This is a genomic window from Chromatiales bacterium 21-64-14 (genome assembly GCA_002255365.1).
In the GTDB taxonomy this organism is placed as follows: domain Bacteria; phylum Pseudomonadota; class Gammaproteobacteria; order 21-64-14; family 21-64-14; genus 21-64-14.
The window spans coordinates 1-22,635 of record NCBI01000009.1 but is presented as its reverse complement, the minus strand read 5'-3'; the positions used below and the strand labels follow the sequence as shown (position 1 = coordinate 22,635).

Here is a 22,635-nt window from a genome sequence, read left to right as displayed (position 1 = left end):
TTGGCAACAAATCCTTTCGGTGATGGATGGTGGCGGTCCGGGATTCGGCGCGTCATCATACAACAGCCCCACGCCCCCGGGCACCGCGGCCCTTCACAGCGGCTCGATGAACTCCACCAGGAGTTGCGGACTCGTGACGCCCTGGTACTCGTTGACATCCAAGCGATAGGCGATGCGCACCCGTTCCCAGGGCACCGGCGGCGCCGGCGTCTGGAACGCGATCCCGTCGATCGACTGCCGGCCCCCCGCCGGGCGCAGGGTCAATTTCAGATGGCGTTCCCCCACTACACGCTGCGCCAGCACCTGGAACTCGCCGTCAAAGCACGGCTCCGGGAAACCCGCGCCCCACGGGCCGCCGTCACGCAGCAGTTGCGCGGTCTCCAGATGGAGCTCCGCAGGCGCCAGTTCACCGTCGGTATAGCAGATACCTTCGAGGTCCTCGGGCCCCAGACAGCGCCGCACCTGGTCATCGAAAGCGGTGCGGAAATCCTCCAGGCGATCAAGCGCAAGGCTCAAACCCGCCGCCATGGCGTGCCCGCCGAAGCGGCTCAACAGCCCCGGGTTGCGGCTCGCCACCGCGTCCAGAGCATCGCGGATGTGGAGCCCGGGGATGGAGCGCGCCGAACCCTTGAGACCCGCACCGTCAGGGGCGAAGGCGATCACCGGACGGTGGAAACGCTCGCGGATCCGCGCGGCCAGGATCCCGATCACCCCCGGGTGCCAACGCGCGTCATAGAGGCACAGGCCCATGGGCAGCGCCGGGTCGTCATCCTGCAGTCCGAGCCCCTCCAATACCTCCAGCGCCTGGGTCTGCATCTGCGCCTCGATGGCACGCCGTGCGTGGTTCAGCTCGTCCAGCCGCTGCGCCATTTCCCGGGCAGCATCCAGGTCGTCGGTGATCAGGCACTCGATGCCCAGCGACATGTCCTCCAGGCGCCCCGCCGCGTTGAGCCGCGGGCCTACCCCGAACGCGAGATCCGCGGCCACCACGCGTGACTGGCCGCGCTTGGCGACCGCCAGCAGCGCCGCGATGCCGGGACGGCACTGGCCGCTGCGAATCCGCAACAGGCCCTGTTGCACCAAAATGCGGTTGTTGGCGTCCAGCGGCACCACATCCGCCACGGTACCCAGTGCCACCAGATCCAGGAACTGCGCCAGCTTCGGCTCCCCTATGCCCCGGCGCGCGAACCAGCCGGCGGCGCGCAGGTGGGCGCGTGCTGCGGACAACACATAAAAGATAACGCCGACCCCCGCCAGATGCTTGCTCGGGAACGGATCGCCGGGCAGATTGGGATTGACGATGGCGTCCGCCGCCGGCAGCGTGGCGCCCGGCAGGTGATGATCGGTGACGAGGACCTGGATGCCGCGCGCGTGCGCCGCCGCCACCCCTTCCAGGCTGGCGATCCCGTTGTCCACGGTGACGATCAGGTCCGGGTGCCAGTCCGCCGCCACCGCGACGATCTCCGCGGTCAGGCCGTAGCCGAACTCGAAGCGGTTGGGCACCAGATAGTGCACCTGGCGAGCCCCGAGCGCGCGCAAGGCCAGCACCGCCAGTGCGCAACTGGTCGCCCCGTCGGCATCGAAGTCCCCCACCAGCAGGATGCGCCGATCCTGCTCCACGGCCTCTGACAGCAATGCCGCGGCGGACGCGATGCCGGTCAAACCGGTGAGCGGATGGAGCCGCTCCAAGGAATGCTCCAGGTCCGCCGGCCCCCGCACGCGGCGGGCCGCGTAGACCCGGCGCAAGACCGGATGAAGGCCGGCGGGCAAACCCGCAAGGGATTCTGTCGAACGCCGTGCGATCCGCGCCTTCATGCCCCGTAAGAGCGCGGAACGGCGCGGCCCAAGCCCGGGACCCAGGGGTATTTTTTATCGATAATTGGCATTAAAAAAATAACATAATTAATTATTAACTCTATTCTTTATTTACAAATTGCGCGAAGGGGCGCCGGCGCCACCAGGGGGCCACGGCAAGGGCGCGCGCCGAACCGTCGGCCGGGTAGAGTACCACGGTGCCGCGCGCGCGCCGCGCCCGCAGATGGGCCGCCAGGGGCCGGAACCAGCGTTGCTCCAGTCCCTCCACCGCTTCGACCCAACCCGCATGGTCACCGTGCAGCACCGGCGCCGAGGCGTCTTCCAGGACCGCCAGGTTATGGCCCGTAGCGGGCGACGACTCCAGACATTCGGCTAGGGAGTCAGGGACCGCAGCCGCCCGCGTGCCGCTCAACGCCGCCAGCCCACGCGCCACCGGGCCCTCGGCAAAAACCCGGTCCCAAATCCGGGGCACGGACTCGCGCCCGCGCCCACTCCCCCAGAACCACAGGCTGTTCACCGCCGGCACGCCACGCGCCACACGCGCCGCGTTCACCGCGCTGGCGTGCAACACCATCTGAACCTCGTTCATCAACCGGTGCCAGCGTGCCGCACCAGGGCCGACCGGCAACCACGGCTCGATGCTGCGTCCGGTCACGTCCGCCAAGGACGCGGTGCGAATCTCCGCATCCCGGTCCAGCGCCAAATACCAGCGTGCCGGGTGCGGTGTCCACAGCCGCATCCCCTCCGCTGCCAACAGGGTTCGATTCAGGTCCTCGGCCAGCGCCGCGGCCTCCTCTGCGCTGAGGCCGAGCCGGGGGGCGTCCACCAGCACCAGCCGGCTCATATCCGCTTGCAGGTGGACCGGGTCCGCGCGCATCCACCCACCCGCGGGGCGGGCGTCCAACCCTTCCCCCAGCCGCCCCAGGGCCCCGACCGGCATATCCTGATCGGGATCCACGGGATAACCGAACAGCTGCGCCAGACTCGGTTCGAACCCGGCCACCGGGAGCCGCCCCACCCGCGCGCCACCCAGCAAGGCGCATAGCCTCCGGACCTCGGGGAGGGTACCGGGCGAACCGCCGGCCGCCGGCACCGGGCCGAGCAGGCCCGGGACCAGCAGACCCAGTCGCGGCGCTTCGGCACTCACGGTGTTGGACGCCCTCCCGATGCGGTTGCAACCCGACACGCCGACGTGCGCCCGCCGCGCCGTCCGGCCTCAGGTGATGCGTTGGAGTATGGCGTCGCGCACCGCGTCCAGACGCGCCGGCACCGTCTGCATCCGCCCGCCGCCCTGGCGGATCGCCACGTCCGGATCCTTCAGACCGTGACCGGTCAGGGTGCACACCACCTTCGCGCCCGCCGGGATGCGCCCGCTGCGCACATCGCGTAGCGCCCCGGCCAGCGAGGTCGCGGAGGCCGGCTCGCAGAACACGCCCTCCTGCTCGGCCAGCAGCTTTTGGGCGGCCAGGATCTCCTCATCGGAGCACTCGTCGAACCAGCCGCTGGACGCCTTTTGCGCCACCCACGCCTTGTCCCAGGATTGCGGATGGCCGATGCGGATGGCAGTGGCCACGGTCTCCGGGTTGTCCACCATGTGACCGCGCAGAAACGGCGCCGCGCCGCTCGCCTGGTAGCCCACCATCACCGGGCGGTTGTTGACGATGCCATGCTCGAAATACTCGCTGTATCCCATCCAGTGGGCGGTAATGTTGCCGGCGTTGCCCACCGGGAGACAATGGTAATCCGGCGCGCACTCCAGCTCCTCCACGATCTCGAAGGCGGCGGTCTTCTGGCCCTGCAGGCGGTACGGGTTGATGGAGTTGACGATGGTGACTGGCGCCTCTTCCGCCACCTCCTTCACCAGTTGCATGCCGGCGTCGAAGTTGCCCTGGATCTGCAACACCACCGCGCCGTGCAACATCGCCTGGGCGAGCTTACCGAGCGCGATCTTGCCCTCCGGGATCAGCACGAAGGCGGTGATCCCGGCGCGCGCGGCATAGGCCGCGGCGGAGGCCGAGGTATTGCCGGTACTGGCGCAGATCACCGCGCGGCTACCCTCTTCCACCGCCTTGGTCACCGCCAGGGTCATGCCGCGGTCCTTGAACGACCCGGTGGGGTTGAGCCCCTCGTATTTCACGTACAGGTCGACCGCAATGTCCAGGGTGCGCGGCACGTTGTTCAAACGGATCAGCGGGGTGTTGCCCTCCCCCAGGCTGATAATGCGGCTGTCGTCGCGCACCGGCAAGCGGTCGCGGTATTTGTCGATCAATCCCGTATAGCGGGCTCGAAAAGGCATGATGCGGAGACCTCATCCGAATGGGGAACCAGTAGCGGGAAGATGGTACCGGAAAATGCGCGCCCGGGCGGCATCGGCGTTGCCTGGGATCCGCCGGTGGATGGCCCCAGCGGAGGTGCCGACGGACCCGCTAGCGCGCCAGGTTTTCCACGCGGATCCGGGTCACCGGGGCGGTTACCGATCCCAGGGCCTCGATACGCCGGATCGCGTCGTTCATCTGCTGCTCCCGGACCCGCTGGGTGAGCAGGATGACCGGCACGGCCTGCTGGCCCTCCGCCGGCTCCTTCTGGACCATGGCCTCGATGCTGATGCCGCGGTCCCCCAGGATGCGGGTCACATCGGCCAGCACCCCGGGTTGGTCCAGGGCCTGGAGGCGCAGGTAGTACGCGGTCTCCACCGCTTCCATGGGCAGGATCGGGGTATCCGACAGCGCGTCGGGCTGGAAGGCAAGGTGCGGCACCCGGTTCTCCGGATCCGAGGTCAGGGCGCGCACCACATCCACCAGGTCCGCCACCACCGCCGACGCGGTCGGCTCGGCCCCGGCCCCGGCGCCATAGTACAAGGTGGGCCCCACCGCGTCCCCCTTGACCAGGATGGCGTTCATGACCCCGTCCACGTTGGCGATCAGGCGCCGGTACGGGATCAGCGCGGGGTGCACGCGCAGCTCGATCCCCGCCGCCGTGGCGCGCGCCATGCCGAGATGCTTGATACGGTAGCCGAGCGCCTCGGCATAGGCCACGTCGGCCCGGGTGATGTGGCGGATCCCCTCCACGTACAGCCGCTCGAACTGGAGCGGGATCCCGAAGGCGATGGAGGCCAGAATGGTGAGCTTGTGGGCCGCGTCGATGCCATCCACATCGAAGGCCGGGTCGGCCTCCGCGTAACCGAGCGCCTGCGCCTGCGCCAGCACGTCCTCGAATTCGCGCCCCTCGTCGCGCATGGCGGTGAGCACGAAGTTGCAGGTGCCGTTGATGATCCCCGCCAACCACTCGATCCGGTTGCCGGCCAGGCCCTCGCGGATCGCCTTGATGATGGGGATGCCACCTGCCACCGCCGCCTCGAAGGCGACCATCACGCCCTGCGCCTGGGCGGCGGCGAACAGCTCGTTGCCGTGCAGGGCGATCAACGCCTTATTCGCGGTGACCACATGCTTGTCCTTGGCAATGGCGCGCAGCACCAGTTCGCGCGCCAGCTCCACACCGCCGATCAGCTCAACCACGATCTCAACATCCGGATCGTCCACTACCGCGTAGGGATCGGCGGTGAGGCGGATACCCTCCACGTCACAGATGCGCGCACGCTTCAGGTCCCGGGCCGCGGCGCACGACACCCGGATACCACGTCCGGCGCGCCGGGTGATCTCGTGGGCATTGCGCCGCAGCACGTTGACCGTCCCGCCGCCCACGGTCCCGAGCCCGAGCAGTCCGACGTTGACCGGCTTCACGAACTGCCTCCCGCCGCGCGAACGCGCGCATCGGCGCGGAACATGTCGCGGATGCAACGCACCGCCTGGCGGGTGCGGTGCTCGTTCTCGATCAGTCCAAAGCGCACGTGGTCGTCTCCATAGCTGCCGAATCCGATGCCGGGCGAGACCGCCACCTTGGCGTCCGCCAGCAACTTCTTCGAGAATTCCAGCGAGCCCATGGCCCGGTACGGTTCCGGGATCGGCGCCCACACGAACATGGTGGCCTTGGGCGGCTCCACGTGCCAACCCGCGGCGTTGAGCCCGTCGCAGAGCACGTCACGGCGCCGCTCATAGGTATCCGAAATCTCCCGCACGCAGTCCTGCGGTCCTTCCAGCGCAGCGATCGCCGCCACCTGGATCGGCGTGAACATGCCATAGTCCAGATACGACTTCATGCGCGCCAGCGCCGCCACCAGACGCTCGTTGCCGCACATGAAGCCCACGCGCCAACCCGGCATGTTGTAACTCTTGGACAGCGTGAAGAACTCCACCGCCACATCGGTGGCACCCGGCACCTGCAAAATGGACGGCGCCACGTAGCCATCGAAGACCAGATCCGCATAGGCGAGATCATTGATCACCCAGATTCCGTGCTCGCGCCCGATGGCCACCACCCGTTCAAAGAACGCGAGGTCGACGGTCTGCGCGGTGGGATTACACGGGAAATTCAGCACCAGCATCTTCGGGCGCGGCCAGGAATCCTGGATCGCCTTCTCCAGTTCCGCGAAGAAGTCCCCGCCCGGCACCAACGGCACATGGCGGATGTCCGCCCCGGCGATCACGAAGCCATAGGGGTGGATGGGATAGGCGGGGTTGGGAACCAGCACCGCGTCCCCGGGCCCAACGGTGGCCAGAGCCAGATGCGCCAAGCCCTCCTTGGAACCGATAGTGACAATGGCCTCACGGTCGAAATCCAGCTTTACCCCGTAACGGTCCCGGTACCAATTCGTGATCGCGCGACGCAGCCGCGGGATGCCACGCGAGAGCGAGTAGCGGTGGGTGTCCGGACGGTGCACCACCTCCACAAGCTTGTCGACGATATGCTGCGGCGTGGCGCGGTCCGGATTGCCCATGCCGAAGTCAACGATGTCTTCGCCGCGCGCGCGCGCCTGCGCCTTCAGCTCATTGACGATGTTGAAAACGTAGGGCGGTAGCCGCTGGATCCTGAGAAAGTCTTCGTGCAAGTTGGCCGGTCCGCGATCAGGGGGAATATGGCGCCTGCGTGGAGGAAGCTTCCGTCCGTGCCGGCGCACCGCAAGGGACCACCACGCCCCGCGCCGGGCACGCACGTGCCCCCGATTCGCGCGCCAGGCATCAGCCTCGGCCGATGCGACGGGTGTCCTCAAATCCGTTGAACTATAGATCCTAACTTAATGTAAATGCTATAATAATGTAAAATACGCGTCACGCCCTGTCAATGGGTGGGCTACGCGCTCATAGCGGACCCTTCAAACACCCGAAGCCACAAGGCCCAGCCCCGAGCCATTATAATGCGGAAGACCACCGGCGCGAATCCGGACTGGGAGCCTCAAGACCTGCCATGAAGATCAGCCTCGACACTGCGAGCGCCGCCTACGTCATCCGCGCCTACGGCCCGGGACGCATTACCGTCAATGACCAGGATCTGACCGAAGCCTTCGTGGTGACGCCCGAGCAATTGATCCGCGACTGGCCAATCGCCTCCGCCGCCGAACTCACCTCGGAGCATCTGCAACGACTCGTGGATCTGGATCCCGAGATAATCCTGCTCGGCACCGGGCCGACCCTCCGCTTCCCCGACCCGCGGCTCATCGCCGGCCTGCAACAGCGCGGCATCGGCGTGGAGGTCATGGACACCGCCGCCGCCTGCCGCACCTACAATATCCTAAGCGCCGAGGACCGCCGTGTGGTGGCGGCGTTGTTGATGATCTGAGAGCAGGTGCCCATCGGACTTCAACGACGGCTCCTCAAAACGCAGCTCGCCCGCCGCAGCCGACTCGAACCCGCGTTCCCGCCAAGCCGATGGCAAACCCGTAGTGGCTGGTCCTATAAATAGGCCTACATAACAAAACTGATTTTTAACCCCCAACCCGACATATGCCCTGGGATGGCGCAGATCCCATGCCGATTTCAGACCGCCGGCGCTTGGTTCCAGGCTGCGATCGCACGCAGGTGGTGCTCGTGCCCGAGCCGGCTGATGGAACCAGCATCCAGAATGAATAAACGCCCATGGTCCGGGGGCAAGCCTAGCCAGCGGGCTGCCAGTATACGCAGCAGGTGGCCGTGCGCAAACAAGGCGATGTCGCCGGCGCAATCTACGAGCGCGTCGATGACGCGGTCGGCCCGTTCCGCCACATGGCCCAAGGTCTCGCCGCCAGGCACCGCGCCACTCCAGATCAGCCAGTCGGGCCGGGTCTCCCGCACTTGGTCCGTGGTTAGCCCCTCGTAGTCACCGTAGTCCCATTCCATGAGCGCCTCGCAGCCCTCGGCGCGGTCCCCGTACCCCGCCAGCCGGCAGGTCTCGGCGGCGCGCTGTAGGGGGCTGGTAAGTACCCGTGTGAAGGACACGCCTACGAGGGATGCCGCAAGGGCGCGTGCCTGGCGCTGCCCCGTCGAGGTGAGAGGCACATCGGTACGACCGGTGTGCCGACCGTCGGCACTCCAAGCCGTCTCGCCGTGGCGGATCAACCAAAGGCGTGTTTCGCGGGATTGGGTGGTGGGAGTTGCCATATTTGCACTGCCTCCGTCGGACGGTGTCTCGGGTCCGCTGAGCATAGAACACCCCGGGGGGCCAGGCCCTAACTTTACTCGTGATATTCCGAGACAGGCCATGGCTACGCCGAAGGCCGCTGCAAGCCGGAAACTAAAGCCATGGCGATCGTTGACGTGCGAACAGGGACCCTTGGCAACCCTCCCCGGAAAATCGCCTTGGGGCTGAACGGTGTGGTTCCGCGCGCGGGTATTGAAAGCCGAGCGAGTTGGCATTTAAAAAATGTGTTTTAGGGTCGTAGAGGCTGTCGGAGTACACCAGCTTGGCCTATCATTTGTGTGGTCGGCAGGGTGACAAGGAAACCGTGCGGGTCGCGTAACCCTCAAGAACGCCCGTGAAGAGCCCTGAAGCCGTGGTCCATCTCCAACACCCCTCCCATAATGGACAACCTACTATGAGCTTCCGATTCCGACCCAAAGACAATGACTGGCTGATGTCCGACAAGATCCTCGATGAGGCAGATCGGGAGATCCTTGCAAATGTGAAGCCTAGTTCCAAGTTCGACGTTCCCTATGTCGCTGGCTACTCCAGGGACGGCAAGAAATTCTACATCGACCACAAACTACCAAAGGGCTTTGAACATGGCGGACGGGCCTTTGTAGTGGCCACCACTCTTATTCTGCACGAGGTCGTCGAGAAGGCTATCGAGGATGAAGAGGCCGGCATTCCTTACCAGCTTGCCCACCAGATCGCGCTTCGTGCCGAACGCGCGGCGGTGGAAGCCGCCAAGATGCCCTGGGAAATCTATAACCGCTGGTTCGACAAGCAGGTGAGCGAGATCGGCAGTCGGGACACGTACGACAACTGCCCGCCGGATCTCGATCTACAGCCCTATCTGGACGAGCACGACTGGGCTACGCTCAAAAAGATGTACCACAACGGAAAACCCCTGTGGGACGGGAAGAAGCCTGCAAAATAGCAAGGCTTGCCCCCAAGATCCATAAAGGTCGGTCCTTTACGTAGATAGTGAAAAGTTGCGGAGCCGCGCGGTTTTGGAGCGCGGCGATGAACGCCAACGGCCTATACCACTGAATTACGGGCCGTAGAGCCGTAGCGCTGTTGATCGGGCAGCTGGAGCGGGCGCGCAAGCCGCACTCGCCGCGGCCTGCCCTCCTCCGCGCGCTGGTCACAGCTTGTAGAACGATCCGACGCCGCTCAATAAAACGTTGAAGGCGAGGCTGATGCGCTCACCGCCCTTGTTCGGCATCTCGTAGCCGTGGCGGATCTGGCTCGGGAAGAGATAGGCAAGCCCGGTCGACGACGGGTAGGCGATGCGGTTGACGGTGAAGATCGTCTGCTCGCGTGTGGCTATCGCGATATAAGGCTGGGTGTTGAACTCCGGTTTGTCGAAGATCAGCGGCGCGCTCTGCTTGGCATCCGCCTTCAGATAGTAGACACCCGAGACGACCGAGTTGCCGTGATAGTGCATCCGCTGATAGCCGCCTTCCGGCGCGCGGTTCACCCAGGCATGCACGATCTCGAAGCGCTCGTACTGGTAGCAGTAGACGTTATCGAGGTAGTCCTTGACGCAGTCCTCCAGAAACACGGCCAAGTCCCGGAAACGTTCCTCCTGCAGGACGTTGCGCGCGTCGCTGGTGGATTCGGTGCTGGAGCCAAAGTTGGGAAAAAACTCCAGGCCCTCAAGCGCGATCTCCTGGTGCTCGGGGTTCTGATAGCGCACCACGGCCGCCAACGGGAAGATCGGCCGGACCTCGCCTTTGGGTTTGGCCACCGTTACACCCTCAGGGCGTGATCCAGGCGCTGACCGGCGCCAACCCGCTCGGCTGGCCGGGCTTGATGGCGACGATATAGGCACCCTTGGCGGCGAAGCGCTCCCCCGGCCCCAGGGCGAGGTGGGGAAACATGCCCGGGTTCAGGTCCATCTGCGATTCGTCCTCGACGCGCTCGAGGAGGTAATCGCGGTAGAAATCGTTGCTGATCTCCCACAGCGCCGCCTTCAGCAAAGTCATCGCGTAATATTCTTTGAACATCAGCAGCGGATGGGTGAGCTTCAAGCCGCGGGTGCGCATCCAGGCGCGCGTCTCGAAGGAGCGGACATGGGATGCCGGGTCCAGCTCATAGGGATCGGCGAACCGCACCCGGTCGGCGAGTGCTGGGGGCATGTCGGCCTTCACGGCCGCGATGGCGCGCGTGGGCAGGAAAATCTGCGCCGCTCGGGGCCGCACCGCAGCCAAGGCGGCGACCGTGGCCGGCACGTCGGCACCCGGCCAGATGACCAGCGTGGTTCCGGCATCGTTGCCGTGCGCACGCAGGGCCGCTTCGAGTCCAGCTTGGCCACGGAAGCTAATCAGGCGCTGCTTCAGCTTCGCATTGTGTGCACTCAAGTCCTGCTGGAACACCTGGGCCGGTTCCTGGCCGTAGGCATCGCGGGCGGCGAGCTGGACCACCCGGGTCGTAGCGGCATCGTGACCACCAATAAAATCGGCCATGACACGCGCCTCCAGCGGCAGGCCCGCATCAAAGTACACGGTGTAGCCGTCCTTCGGTGGCGGCCAGGCCGGCAGGTCGGTATCGGGGAACAAACAGGGGATGTGGTGCGCGTCGCAGAACCGCGACGCACCCGCCCAGGATCCATCCACCCTACCCCCCACCAACGCGAAAACGCGGTCCTTGCGGTAGTGCGCTTCGAGCTGCGCGCGCCAGGTGGACGCAGCACCCTTCAACTCCCAGACCGTCAGCGTCCAGGCACGCTCGATGGGGACAAACTCCGAGCGGTTGTAAGGCGAGAACCGGTTTCGGGACAGGTCTTCGTGTAAGCGCAAATTGTGAAACTTGAGGTATGCCCGCATGACGCCCAGCATCGCCTCACGTTCGTCGGCGGGCACGTTGGCGGAAAAGACCGTGGCAAAATGAATCTGGCGCGCGTCGACCCCCGGGTCGATGTGTGCCGACAGCGTGTGCAGATAGGCATCCAGCGCCGCAAGGTCCGCCGCCGAGAGCTTGTAGCGCGGCATGATCGTCGCCAATCGCTGCCCGGCAGGATCGACCCCGGTCCGCAGCACAGTCCCCAGCGTGGTCAACGTATAGCCCGGGCGCATGTGCGGCTGGTGCAGCCGGGTTGTGAAGCGCTGTGGCTGGATTTGATGGAAGAATTGCGGGAACAACCGCAGTCGATCGAGCTTCCGAGGAGCAAACAGCAACGGCCCGCTGATCGGCGGCACGTAATAGCCGCCTTCGCTCGATCCCAGACCACTCGGCCGATGGCAGGAAACACACGCCGCCTGCGCGCCGGACAAGGGAACATCGCCCTGTGACAGCGCCTGCACCGGCACCCCAGTGGTGCCGATCCCCGTCCGGTACAGACGCTCTCCGAGCACCACTTTGGAATCCGTGCCGCTGCCAGCCCAACTTAGCGACGCGCAGCTCGCCCACAATAGGACAAAACAGATGCTCGTCAGTCGCAGACGCATGGTCGTTTTTCGATATGGCATCTTCAGTTCGATTTTGTTTGGCGTTGTGGGAAGGGCGTTCAGCGACCCGGGACCGCGCCGGTCAGCAGCGGGGCGCACCGGCCACCCTTTGTCGCGCCGTTGCGCTCAGTGGGAAGGCCCACCAGGCCCGTCTACTGCGCTTCTGCGACAGCCGTTTTGATCAGCGCCATCAACTGGCGTGTGGTCGTCAGTCCGTTGATCCGCTGCCAGGGTTGGCCTTTGCCGCCATGGATGAACGTCAGCGGTTTATGCATCATCTTATCATTGGAAGGATCAGATGCGTTAAATGCCGCCTCGGTCTGCTTGATCTGCGCCTCGCTACCGGTCAGGAGGTGCCAATTCGACGGTGGCCTAACGCCAAAATGGCGCGAATAGGCCAGCAGCCGTTTGGGCGAGTCATGGCCGGGGTCTATCGAGATGGTATAGAACCCGATGTCGATGTGCGTCTTGGCCAGCTTCGGTGCGATGGAGACGAGCTGCGCCGAACGCACACCACAAATAGTCGTGCAAGTCGTAAAGAAGAATTGTACCAGTACCGGCTTGTCTCCGGCCAGCGCCTGAGCCAGCTTCACTTTACGGCCGTGCTGGTCGATCAAGCTGATCGGCGGCACCGTATAGTGGTGTAACGTGCTCACCACCGTCATCGGAGGCGGTATGCTCATGTCCGCACCCGGAGCAGGCGCCGCAGACAAATCCGATATTGCGGCGCTCATGGTCAGTAATGCCGCACCGAGCAACCAACTAGCCCTGCCCATCGTAAGCACTCCTTTGGGATACGCCTAAGCGACTGCGGGGCGGCACAACGCCGCCCCGCCAGCCGGCCATCGGAAGGCTCTTAGTGAACCGACCAGATGGCTTGGTTATGGTGCAAGGGATCGAACTGGTATAGACGCAACCGTTTCGAAGGTTCGTAATTTAACGTGATATACACATCATGCTGGCCGAGCATCTCTCCGTCCGGTTCATCCAAAGTCGGCGACGGCATCTTCTTCGGCCATGTCTTGCCTTCCGGGTCAAACTTTCCTTCCCATATATCCTTGACCTTCTCGATCTCGGCCATGTTCACATTTGGAGGCTGACTTGCTTCCTCCATACGCTGCTCGGCATCTGCGGGTATCGCATCACCCGCGGGTGGGGTGGCTGCAGGGACCAAAATTGGTGCCGGGGTCTCCACCGTCCAGTAGTCCCGCCCAAAGGTGAACCAAGGACCATCGCCTCCCAGCGGGATCGTACTCTGGAAAGTATTTTCCCACCCGCGCATACCACCGAAATCCACCAAGGTATATGCATGAGGGAAGTAATCACCGTTGATCAGATGAACATGCAGATGGAACCCGCGCAGATGCCACTGATTCAATTCCGCATGATGTTGCGTACGTTTGTAACCTTTCACATGACCGTAAATGGTGTTATTCACGTAGAATAGCGTAATGTCAGCGTTTGGATCCGCCTTCACTCCGTCCGGAAGCTGGCTGCGATTCTGCCATTGCGAAAACGCGCGCTCGGCTTCGGCCATCACCGGCGGATTGTAGCCAGTCTGCTGCAATGTCTTGAATGCCATCCACATCCGCTTGGCCGGGGACAAATCTCCGATCATCGCGATTGCCGCTTCCTTCGTGGCTTCGTCCAGCCCCGGGTCGGTACCAAAAACGTCTGTTTCCCACTGCGGTAATGGCTTGCCCATTACCACTTTGCGAGCGTTCTCCATAACCTCGACGCGGCCCGGGTGCCGGCGCCAACCCCACGTATAGTTAAGATTCCAGAACTTCCCAGGCGGTTGGTGGATAACAAACGTCGTCCTGGTACCGTCCGAGATCGGGTAAAACGTCGCATCCATCATCACATAAGGAACCGCCTTGTGGAGCACGTCGGGATCGTCGAAAAACATTTCCATCGGAGAGAAATCATCGTTTCCGCGGTGCAGTGCGTCAACCACATAGGTGACGGTATATGGCACTTCCAGTACAGCGGATGGGTCGATGAATGCCGTATCCGACTCGATATGCTGCCCAAACCAGATCTGGTGCACCGTTACGTTACCGCCGATCACATTACCGTTGGCATCGTAGATCGGTTGTACCTTCTTAACCTCACTGCCGGCCATATAATGCAGCATCGGGATACCACTGTAGACCCTATTCGGAATCGGATTACCTTCCAATATATCAATACCCCGTTGCAGCTCGGCATAGTTGAATTTCGAAGGGTCGTACTGGTATCCCGCGTGCTTGGGGTTGTCACTATTATAGAGTGGTTTGCTATGCCACGATTTGAAAATCGCTTCCAGGTCGTCCGCCGGTGATGTCCCGTTGATAGGTTGCACCACCGGATCAGCGTGAAGATTATAGGGATTGTCTGGGGTCGACGGCAGCGTGTACGGGATTGGTACTCCGTTCGCCGCCTTGACATCCGCATAGACCGTCGGCAACAAATTCGTGGGATTTACCCACGGGTCCGACTCCGGAAAATTGCTGGTCGGCGTGTTGATATAAGTCGACATACCATCCGGGGATGTGGTCATGGTCCACGCGGATGGGGGCGGTAAGGGCTGCGGCAGCCGATCAGTAGGAGGTGGCGGTACTTGCGCAATGGCGAGACCGGCACCAACCGTAAAAAGGGCTGCCAGAGACACCCCGACGAGCTTGCGTTTGCTGAGTACATTCATCACGGTCACCTGCGTACGGGTAGCGGGATGGCAGCGGCTGTTAGCCGATGCGGCTGTTGAACGATAGTCCGGCTTCGTCGAGCTTCCTGGGGCCGGCTCGCCGAATGGGCCCGTTATTGGGCTGCCCGGGCAAGATCGAACTAACCCGCATTACGGCGTCCTCCGTAGCGATCGTCGATGGGAACATGCCCCACACGCCGACCGCGTCGTTTCCATAGTGCACCGTATCCAACCGGGTGTGCGGATCCGGGTGACGGTCGTGGCAATACAGCCGTTTAGCAAGCACCGTGCTCTCATCTTGCGACAACAGGCGCACAAACTTCCAACCGTGTGCCGGTATGCCCATTCGCTTCTCGAACGCACGCAACCGCGCCGGGGTGTCACGCAACGGGTCACTGGTGATTGACACAAAGTGGATGTCTTTCCCGAATTTAGGTCCAAGCCGGCGCGCCACCTCCAGCAATTTCCCTGTGATTGGAAAGTCCGCCTCGTTGTCGATCGCCATGTAGTTGAGTACTACCACCCGACCCTTGACCAGATCGGCGTATAGCCCAACGGCCTTGCCGTCACTGGTCTCTGCGCTAGCCTCGGGGAACTGACTCCGTCCCAACAGCTTGCTGCGATTGGATGAACCACTCCCCGGCGTGTGCGTGATCTTGTCGCCGGCCGCTACCGCATTTGCCGCAGTAACCGTTGCTGCCAATCCCACAGCAGCACCGGAAAGTCCTGCCAGAAATTTCCGCCGCTCGTTCATTTAAACCCCCACATCGTTTAAATTTGTTTATAAATTACGGAAGATGGCGCCACTCAGAACCCAGTGCCGGGCTTGACGATGTCCCAACGGATCATCATCGCGTGATCTTCGTGCACGACGTTGTGGCAGTGCATCACGTACTTACCGAAGAAATCGCGCCACCGACCGAAGAACTTGACTTCGTCGCCGGGCCCGAGCTGCACCACGTCCTTCCTACCCCAGTTGATCGTCCCCGGAGTTACCGGTTTGCCGTTGATTTCGATGATCTGAAACTCTTCGAAGTGGGTGTGGATCGGATGTCCCCACGCGTCACCATCATTGCGCAGCGTCCAGATCTCCGCGGTGCCCTGCTCGATAGCCGCGTCAATCCGGTTCGGGTCCATCAACCTGCCGTTGATCGTGAACAGCCCGTTGGTGTAGTCAAATACGAACTCGCGCTCGCGTTTGACCTCGCTCAAGTCGATCTTCGGACGATCGATCATGTGGTCCGGAATGCGGCTCGGATCGTCCACACGCCCACCAACCACATCGAAGCGCATGATCAGGTTGGTCGGATCGAGATACCTGCCAGTAGCACCAGCGCCGTCGTCTCGCTCTTCCAAACGGTTCGTCAGGTAGATCTGGTCGCCGTCCTTGTACTTCGAGAAGTCGACGATGATGTCGTAACGGTTGGCCGGCCAGACATCAAAGTAGTCCTTCATTTCGATCGGGTGCGGCATTAGGTTGCCGTCGTTCGAGATCACGTACACCGTCTCCGGGGTCTTGCCGTCCTTGGTGAATGCCAACGAATAGAAACGTGACGGACCACCGTTCAGCAGACGCAGACGATACTTGCGTCGCTCGACCTGAAAATACGGCTGGATGATGCGGTTGACGGTGAACCGGTCACCGATCATGCCGTTGACCGTGTAGAACGGGTTCGGCCCGTAACCACCGTGCCCGGACGAACTCGACGTCATTGGATGCGAGCCGACGAAATCCCACACCACTTGGGCGTTCTGATCGAACTGCACGTCGTGCAGAATCAAGGGGACGTCGTACTTCCCACTGGGCAGCCGGAACGCCCCCGGGTTTTTATCGTTCTCGTTGTTGGAATCCCGATCGTCAAACGCCAGGAAAAACCCCGAGAATCCAGCGTAGACATTGGTCGCGGTGAAGTCGAGACGGTGGTCGTGATACCACAGCGTGCTCATGACCTCGTTCGGGTCGAAGCCGGCAGGAAAACTCGGATAGTGATGGTCCCAGAACTCGCCTGGATCCGCGAAATCAGCCGGGAAACCATCACTCTCGGACGCTTGGTGCCCGTTGTGGGTATGGATCGAGAACGAGGGCAGCGCCCAAGTAACCTTGCCCATGCCAACCGGCGGCAGCCGGTTGAGCCGACGCACGAACAACGGCTCCCCATAATTGGTAATGAACGTCTGTCCGGGTGTCATGCCGTCGAAGCCGTATGACCATGAACCCTGGTTGTAAGGCGGATCCACGTGGTAAGACCACAGGACCTCCTGGAGCGTCTGAATATAAAACTTCTTCGGTTCAAACTCAGCGTAGCGCTGATGAGCCGCAGGGTCCGGCGGCGGGTCCAGCGCGCTCAGCGGCACCGGCTTCGCGTTCGGCATTCTGAATAACGGCGTGGTGAACGGTCTCACCGGCGGGCTCGGGTTATCAACCCACGATGGTGTGTAACCATCCGGAAACACCAAGCCACTCTGCGGCACCATCTGACCCGCAGCCGACTTGGTCAGGAGGCTCGCACCTGCGGCAGCACCCAGTTTCAATGTATCGCGTCTGGTAACCATATTTTTAAACCCCCGTGATAACAATCGCTAGTAGTTCTGCCGTACTCGCAGGCCCCGCGAGGCTCGGCGAGGGAAAAACGCCAAAAAAATCCTGATGCGTTAGCGGCACAACAAGTGTGGGCTTGATGTGCCGCCAAAATTGGTAGGCTCTCGATCTCGGCTCACTTGTACAACAGCCATCAAGGCGCAGCCGCCAAGGCTATCACCCAAAGATCCGCTCACCCGTGCTGCGATCGCGCGTAGCGTTCGGCCAACCGTCTTCCATACATCGTTCGGTTAAGGAGAATGTCCCGTATAGAGACACGAAAAAATAGTCAGGCACCAGAGGGAAACAATCGCGACGAATCGCCCAATCCGCACGTGCAGTTTAGTCACAGCAAAATTGGCATTTCGTCAGACACGTCCCCTACTGCACACGATAAATTTATGTGCCTAACAGACTCTATATAATTTTTTTAAGAATCCTGACTCGGCCCAGCCTTGACCTGCATACCCCACGTGGGATCTACCGATGCGCCGTAAGACTTATACTATCACGACACTAGGATAGTAAGGCAATACCTAACACGCCCTACTTGGTGTCGCAGTGCAATGCACCTGTCGGGTGCAGACACAAGTCAGACAACTTCATAAAATGGGCAAACACCACATCGATTTAATTTTCTCGTGTAAATGGCTTCATTCATGTCATCAACTGTACGACACGAATCATCCCCGTATAGTTAACACAGCAGTCAGACGAAAGAGATACGCATTTTATTCCGCTCGCTATCCAAGCAGACATAGGCCATAACATGTTCAAGGGTCAATTCCACGTGACGCGCTTCAGTTTGAAAGTTTGATAACTGACAAATCGCTGCGCGATGCGGTCCGGTCCTATGTCGAGTTTTACACCCGAGTGAGACTGTCCTCGTCTCGGGGATATCGGTCACCAATGGAGTTTGAACAGGCGTGCAGCTAACCAGGGGGTGTCCACTTTTGCGAAGGAACTCTCGAATCGAGATTGAGCGAACGGCCCACCCGCGTGCGTACTTGAGCGCCACGCGGGCAGACCCCCGCGCTGCAATACAGCTTCTCCTGGCACCAGCTCTCCGCCATCGCCGGAGTGATCTTCTGGCAGTTTTATTTTCGGTTGTATCCGGGCACCATCAAGGGCCCGCAGATCGTCGAGTTTCTCAAGGCGCTGACCCGCCAGATCCCGGGACCGTTGCTCATCGTCTGGCATGGCCTGAAAACGCACAAAAGCAAAGTCGTCCGCCACTATGTAGAGCGCGAGGATATCGACATTCAGCTGGAGTTACTGCCGGCCTACGCGCCCGAGCTTAATCCGGTGGAATTTCCCCGATCATCTGACTCGGTCTTTCTATTTCCAAACAATCCATGCGGCACCGCGTACGACAGCAATCAATATGATAAACACCCCCCACCATGGAAGCCACCTAACTCCGCGTGGAAAAGAGAAACCGCTAAATATTAGTTTGATGATGTGCAATAAGGTGATTTTTCCCCACCAATAGTACGATGCTACGACTAATATGCCGCAGTAGAAAAAGAAGCTTGAGACGGCCATTGGCTGTTGCGCCACTGGAACTTGACCCGCCCACCAATATAGGACCCATCCGATTAGGAGGAGTACTGTCGTTATCAAGACGTCCAGGACACGCTTCATTAGTGTCTCCCAGGCGGGCATCCCCAAGTTTCATACTTTACTGACGTTAGTCTGGAGGAGCCAAAAAGTATTGCCCAGCTCCAGCGGCAGCCTACCGTCAACGGTCCGCCACTTCACCGTCCGATCCTCCTGCGTGCACCCCGAATTCCGCGCACATCGTCTGAGAACCTGTTTGCGTCTTCTCCCTTCTTCCCTCCCCAACCTCCCGGCAGGCTGCGATCCTGCCGTGGCTCGCGGCACAGCGTCTTACATTTATCTCGACCGGATTTCCCAGCCGGCACCCGCACCCGACGCCCTGCTCCCCCTGCGCGCGCGCTCGCCCCGGTCCGGCGGGACCCCTGTACGGATCCCGCAGGAAAGATACATATCATTGATAATTATAGCGATCGAAGGCTCGTTATCATGTTTCACCGCGCCCGGACGATATCATCGTTTGGCACTCGGGTGACCCCGACCGGCCCAGCCCGCACCGACCGGTCCCGGGGTTGCGCACGATCAAGAAGCACGACGACCTGTAGTGGGGGACTCGCCATGAAACGCATGTTCGTGCTTGCCGGCACCCTGGCGGTGCTAAGCGCCAGCGTCGTCGGCGCAAGCGTCTGGACCGGCCGCCAGGCCGAGGACCGCATTGAGCAGCTCGTCGCCTCCGGCAACCAGGCCGGGCAGATCTACGCGGTCCACCTGCAATCTTACCGCCGCGGCTGGTTCAGCTCCGATGCCGTGACGGACGTCGAGATCAAACGCGCTTGGTTGCAGAGCCTCTCTCCCGATCGCCCGGTGGCGCACTCGGTCCACATTGTGTTCGCCGAGCACGTCCGCCACGGACCCCTGCTGTTCGGCCCCCATCGCGTACAGGTGGGCGCCGCGCACATCGGCACGCGCCTCGTGCGCATCAGTGGACCGATGGGTTCTCTGCCAGTGGACCGCTTCCACTACCGCGCCGATAGCCTGCTCGCGTTCGACGGCACGCTGCACAGCCGCCTAACGGTAGACCCCGTCGACGTCGCGCTGCACGGCGGCGCCCGGCTGCACTGGGACGGCCTCTACGCCCGCATGACCACTTCGCCTGACCGGCACATTGTCGCGACCATGCACGCCGGGCCGGTACAAATCCGGGGCCCCAAGGGATACTTCACACTCGCGGGCATGGACTTCACGGCCGACCTGCGCCAAGACCTGCCGGGGGTCTATTACGGCTCCGAAGCGATATCCTTCCACGGCCTCGAGGGCGGGGCGAACGGCGCGCCGCGCGCCGCGGTGCAGCATGTCGTGATCAAGGGGATCAGCGCGCTGGAACCAGGACACGAGCTTCGCAGTCGGGCAGACTTCGACATCAGCGGCATCGAGATCCCGCAGATCGACGTGCAGGAGGTGCATCTGGGGGTCGACGTGGACCGCCTGCCGGAACAGCCCTTCCTGTCCGTGCGCAAGCGGATGATGGCCATTAACGGGCAAAATCTGACGCTACAGCATCGCGCGCGTGCGATGTTGCATCTCTGGACCAACGTCCTCCCAGCTCTACTCGCGGACTCTCCGACTGTGACCCTGCGTGACGTGCATGTCGTGACGCGCGCCGGCGTGGTGAAGGCCGACGCGACAGTGCATTACGACGCCTCGGTCAAGCCGGTGCCCGGTGGCCCGCCCTTCAATATCCAGGCGCTCGCAGTCCAGGCGCACCTGCGTATCCCAGTCGTGCTGCTCCACCGACTGGTATTTACAGGCATGTGCCGCGCGCTACAAGCGGCGCACGCGCACAACCCGGAGCCCGACGCCGCGCAGCTCAGCGCCGCGGCGGAGGCAGCCGCCCACAGGAAAATTGGAAGCTTGATCAACGAGCACATGCTGGTGCGCGACGGGGATCTCTACCACGCGAACCTGATCGGACCGTAGCGGAGCTGGCTGAGCAGTTCGATGTGCATCCCAACCAGATCCAGGATTGGAAGAAGCGTTTGGCGGAAGGGGCTGGCGAAGTGTTTGCCCGCAGCGTCCAAAGTGGCGGCAAGGCCGATGAGACCGTCCAGGCGCTGCACGCCAAGATCGGGCGGTTGACGATGGAAAACGATTTTTCCTATGGCCCCGTTCTGTCAAGGGGGTCAACGTCATTCCTCACGGTCAGCCGTGCTTTGGATTGTTTTATGGTCAACGCGTCCCACCGTATCCGTAACGCGGCGAACAGGCTCTGTATCGACGATGGATCAAGCTCCTATTCGCGCATTGGTTAGCGGCATTTCATCTTCCGTCTCGGGGCAGCCTCGCTCTTATCTCGGGGATCACTGAAATTGTGCCCACAAAAAAATCTCGAGGATTCCCCTCATTCGCGCCTGCTCACCGCGTTACCGATACGCAGAGACCCGCACGGAAAAAGGTATTAGGCAATAACGACTTGTCTCCCGATGTCCCAGATGAAGCCGCAGAGCTCGCGGGCGATGGCCGCGCACACCTTGTTGTGATGGAGACCCCGCGCACGCAGCCTGCGAAAGCGGTGACACAGCCGCACCTGGGCCTTCCAAGCGGTCTCGACGCGCTGGCGGGGTTGACCCTGAAGCCGCGGCTGCAGGGACTCCCCGACACGCGGGGTGAAGCGGTAGTTCCAGGCGGCCTCGATCAGGATGCGCCGTACATGACCGTTTCCGGTCTTCGTGAGCGCGCCCTGCTGGCGCGTACCACCGCTCGAGTGCTCCCCGGGCACGAGCCCGAGATAGCCCATGAGGTCCCGCGGATGCGGGAAGCGGTGCAGATCCCCGAGTTCGGCGACGATCGTGATGCCCGAAAGAAACTCGATACCGCGCAACGTCATGAGGGCCTGGACGAGCGGCAGAAACCGCCAGGTCGCCGCCTGTTCACGCAGGGCCCCATCGAGCCGTGCCACCCGTTCGGTGCTAAAGCGCACGTCCAGACGGTATTCCGTGAAGGCAATGTGGTGTGCGGGGTCTTCGAATTGCAGGGTGGAAAGAAAGCGCTCGTGCGCCGGTCCCCAGCGCCGACCCATGTACGAACGCCCCTGGCGCAGGAGAAACGCCCGCAGCCGCTGGCGTGCTCGGCGCAAGTCGTTCATCGCGTCCTCGCGGGTGCGCACGAGATCGCGCAGCGCCTCGTCCTGGGGTTCCGGCACGGTGATTGCGGTGAGTTCACCTGCGCGGTGCAAGCGTGCGAGCAGCAGCGCATCGCGCCGGTCGGTCTTGATGCGATCGGCGGGGTGACGCGCCACCCGGGAAGGGGCGATCACCTCCGTCGCATAGCCTCGTGCGCGCAAGGCGCGCACGAGGCCGTAACCCAGAGGTCCGGCTTCATGGACCACGCTCAGCTCCCCGGGCTGACCGAGCTTCGCCAATGCCTTGGTCAGCGCGATTACGCTGTAGGGCGTAGCGCCCAGAAACCGCGGCTCTTCGCGCGAATCGGCTTGTGCATACGCAATGGCAATGGACTCCTTGTGCACATCCAATCCGACATAGAATCTGATACGCTCATTCATAGCCTGCCTCCTCATCGTCTGGCAAAGGCTTCGTCCTTTGCGTGTGGCTCTGGCCTGCTGCCTTAAGCATCCAATCCACGATACTGCAGGCAGGCCGCCCACCCAAGGGGCCATGATGTCTTAGAACGAGGGCTCACAAGGATACACGGGCCCAGAGGCAAGAAATGGTAGATCAGGATGATCTGCTGCCGGTTGTGCGCCAGTGTCAGTTGCTCAATGTGCCCCGTTCGACCTTCTACTACGCCCGCCAGGGCGTGTCGGAGTCGGATCTGGCCTTGATGCGGTTGATCGACGAAGGCCATCTCAAGCACCCGTACTACGGGTCACGGCGGATGCCGGACTGGTTGGCTGACCACGGGCATCGGGTCAATCGCAAGCGGGTGCAGCGTCTGATGCGCCAGATGGGGCTGGCGGCACTGTACCCGAAGCGCAACCTGAGCCGGCGCAACCAGGCCCATCGGGTGTACCCGTACCTCTTGCGAGGGCTGTCCGTAGTGCG

19 protein-coding genes are annotated in these 22,635 nt (G+C 62.4%); 6 read left to right on the top strand and 13 right to left on the bottom strand.

Features of this window, described 5'->3' with window-relative positions:
* Positions 1-93: 93 nt before the first annotated feature.
* The 5 genes from B7Z66_06590 to B7Z66_06570 form a co-directional block, all read right to left on the bottom strand.
* Positions 94-1,815, bottom strand: coding sequence for a single-stranded-DNA-specific exonuclease RecJ (locus B7Z66_06590; GenBank protein ID OYV76901.1), 1,722 nt, complete (start codon positions 1,813-1,815; stop codon positions 94-96).
* Between the two features lie 100 nt (positions 1,816-1,915).
* Positions 1,916-3,001: a hypothetical protein gene (locus B7Z66_06585; protein ID OYV76900.1), complete on the bottom strand. Its 1,086-nt coding sequence runs from the start codon at positions 2,999-3,001 to the stop codon at positions 1,916-1,918.
* Between the two features lie 30 nt (positions 3,002-3,031).
* On the bottom strand, positions 3,032-4,111 hold the full coding sequence (locus B7Z66_06580; protein ID OYV76899.1) for a threonine synthase: 1,080 nt from the start codon (positions 4,109-4,111) through the stop codon (positions 3,032-3,034).
* 130 nt (positions 4,112-4,241) lie between these two features.
* Positions 4,242-5,555, bottom strand: coding sequence for a homoserine dehydrogenase (locus B7Z66_06575; protein ID OYV76898.1), 1,314 nt, complete (start codon positions 5,553-5,555; stop codon positions 4,242-4,244).
* Positions 5,552-6,760 carry an alanine transaminase gene (locus B7Z66_06570; GenBank protein ID OYV76897.1) on the bottom strand — a complete coding sequence of 403 codons (1,209 nt, stop codon included), beginning with the start codon at positions 6,758-6,760 and terminating at the stop codon, positions 5,552-5,554. Before B7Z66_06570 ends, B7Z66_06575 begins: the two co-directional genes overlap by 4 nt.
* A 356-nt stretch (positions 6,761-7,116) precedes the next feature.
* On the opposite strand from B7Z66_06570, the gene B7Z66_06565 reads away from it, so the two are divergent.
* Entirely contained in the window at positions 7,117-7,488 is a 372-nt protein-coding gene (locus B7Z66_06565) for a hypothetical protein (GenBank protein OYV76896.1), read from the top strand.
* Between the two features lie 197 nt (positions 7,489-7,685).
* Here B7Z66_06565 and B7Z66_06560 read toward each other — a convergent pair whose 3' ends face one another.
* Complete coding sequence (locus B7Z66_06560) at positions 7,686-8,285, bottom strand: histidine phosphatase family protein (GenBank protein OYV76895.1); 600 nt, start codon at positions 8,283-8,285, stop codon at positions 7,686-7,688.
* 434 nt (positions 8,286-8,719) lie between these two features.
* Between B7Z66_06560 and B7Z66_06555 the strand changes: the two genes are divergently transcribed.
* Positions 8,720-9,244 (top strand): hypothetical protein, encoded by a 525-nt coding sequence (locus tag B7Z66_06555; GenBank protein ID OYV76894.1) that lies wholly within the window; start codon positions 8,720-8,722, stop codon positions 9,242-9,244.
* A gap of 207 nt (positions 9,245-9,451) precedes the next feature.
* Here the strand turns inward: B7Z66_06555 and B7Z66_06550 are convergent, their stop codons facing one another.
* The 6 genes from B7Z66_06550 to B7Z66_06525 all read right to left on the bottom strand — a co-directional run bounded on the left by B7Z66_06550 (position 9,452) and on the right by B7Z66_06525 (position 16,530).
* Entirely contained in the window at positions 9,452-10,057 is a 606-nt protein-coding gene (locus B7Z66_06550; GenBank protein OYV76893.1) for a hypothetical protein, read from the bottom strand.
* Between the two features lie 10 nt (positions 10,058-10,067).
* A complete protein-coding gene (locus tag B7Z66_06545; GenBank protein OYV76892.1) occupies positions 10,068-11,666 on the bottom strand; it encodes a hypothetical protein in 1,599 nt (532 codons plus the stop codon).
* A 242-nt stretch (positions 11,667-11,908) separates the two neighbouring features.
* Positions 11,909-12,532 (bottom strand): hypothetical protein, encoded by a 624-nt coding sequence (locus B7Z66_06540; protein ID OYV76891.1) that lies wholly within the window; start codon positions 12,530-12,532, stop codon positions 11,909-11,911.
* Positions 12,533-12,612: 80 nt separating this feature from the next.
* Positions 12,613-14,277: a hypothetical protein gene (locus B7Z66_06535; protein OYV76890.1), complete on the bottom strand. Its 1,665-nt coding sequence runs from the start codon at positions 14,275-14,277 to the stop codon at positions 12,613-12,615.
* Positions 14,278-14,482: 205 nt separating this feature from the next.
* Positions 14,483-15,196 carry a hypothetical protein gene (locus B7Z66_06530; GenBank protein OYV76889.1) on the bottom strand — a complete coding sequence of 238 codons (714 nt, stop codon included), beginning with the start codon at positions 15,194-15,196 and terminating at the stop codon, positions 14,483-14,485.
* A 53-nt stretch (positions 15,197-15,249) separates the two neighbouring features.
* On the bottom strand, positions 15,250-16,530 hold the full coding sequence (locus B7Z66_06525) for a copper oxidase (protein OYV76949.1): 1,281 nt from the start codon (positions 16,528-16,530) through the stop codon (positions 15,250-15,252).
* 1,525 nt (positions 16,531-18,055) lie between these two features.
* On the opposite strand from B7Z66_06525, the gene B7Z66_06520 reads away from it, so the two are divergent.
* The 3 genes from B7Z66_06520 (at position 18,056) to B7Z66_06510 (ending at position 20,886) form a co-directional block, all read left to right on the top strand.
* Positions 18,056-18,472 carry a hypothetical protein gene (locus tag B7Z66_06520; GenBank protein OYV76888.1) on the top strand — a complete coding sequence of 139 codons (417 nt, stop codon included), beginning with the start codon at positions 18,056-18,058 and terminating at the stop codon, positions 18,470-18,472.
* A gap of 594 nt (positions 18,473-19,066) precedes the next feature.
* Entirely contained in the window at positions 19,067-20,554 is a 1,488-nt protein-coding gene (locus B7Z66_06515) for a hypothetical protein (protein ID OYV76887.1), read from the top strand.
* A gap of 23 nt (positions 20,555-20,577) precedes the next feature.
* Positions 20,578-20,886: a hypothetical protein gene (locus B7Z66_06510; GenBank protein ID OYV76886.1), complete on the top strand. Its 309-nt coding sequence runs from the start codon at positions 20,578-20,580 to the stop codon at positions 20,884-20,886.
* A 146-nt stretch (positions 20,887-21,032) separates the two neighbouring features.
* Here the strand turns inward: B7Z66_06510 and B7Z66_06505 are convergent, their stop codons facing one another.
* Positions 21,033-22,136 carry an IS110 family transposase gene (locus B7Z66_06505; protein ID OYV76885.1) on the bottom strand — a complete coding sequence of 368 codons (1,104 nt, stop codon included), beginning with the start codon at positions 22,134-22,136 and terminating at the stop codon, positions 21,033-21,035.
* Between the two features lie 164 nt (positions 22,137-22,300).
* On the opposite strand from B7Z66_06505, the gene B7Z66_06500 reads away from it, so the two are divergent.
* Positions 22,301-22,635, top strand: a 335-nt coding sequence (locus B7Z66_06500; GenBank protein OYV76884.1) for a hypothetical protein, incomplete at its 3' end; no start/stop codon positions are given.